This is a genomic window from Merdimmobilis hominis, assembly GCF_016901855.1.
GTDB lineage: Bacteria > Bacillota > Clostridia > Oscillospirales > Ruminococcaceae > Paludihabitans.
In genome coordinates this window covers 1-458 of sequence record NZ_JACJKY010000073.1, presented here as the reverse complement: position 1 = coordinate 458, position 458 = coordinate 1, and the positions used below count along the sequence as shown (strand labels likewise).

2 tRNA genes and 1 rRNA gene are annotated in these 458 nt (G+C 51.5%); all 3 read left to right on the top strand.

The window, feature by feature from the left end:
- A 16S ribosomal RNA gene (locus H6A12_RS13110) occupies positions 1-91 on the top strand; the annotation flags it as partial.
- A gap of 164 nt (positions 92-255) precedes the next feature.
- Positions 256-331: transfer RNA gene (locus tag H6A12_RS13105), tRNA-Ala, on the top strand.
- Between the two features lie 41 nt (positions 332-372).
- Positions 373-449 (top strand) — tRNA-Ile (locus H6A12_RS13100).
- The last annotated feature ends 9 nt before the right edge of the window (positions 450-458 follow it).

Sequence of the window (458 nt, the reverse complement as noted above, 5' to 3'; positions counted from 1 at the left end):
AAGGAGGACGCCGCCGAAGGTGGGGTTGACGATTGGGGTGAAGTCGTAACAAGGTAGCCGTATCGGAAGGTGCGGCTGGATCACCTCCTTTCTATGGAGTCAGCGAACCGCAAGGTTCGGATAAAGAGTGTGGCAGACACTCAAAGAAAAACTGCAAGTAAGTCTTAAGTCTACTGAATTTACCGAACATTGTTTAATTTTGAGGATCCCGAAAAGGAATCTTCAAAAGAGAATGAAAGAAGTCTCGAAGGACGTGGGGGTGTAGCTCAGCTGGGAGAGCACCTGCCTTGCAAGCAGGGGGTCAGGAGTTCGATCCTCCTCATCTCCACCACGGGTAGAGATAGCAAGAAACGCCGGAAAGACTAACGAAATGGGCTCATAGCTCAGGTGGTTAGAGCGCACGCCTGATAAGCGTGAGGTCGGTGGTTCGAGTCCACTTGAGCCCACCAGTCAGAGAG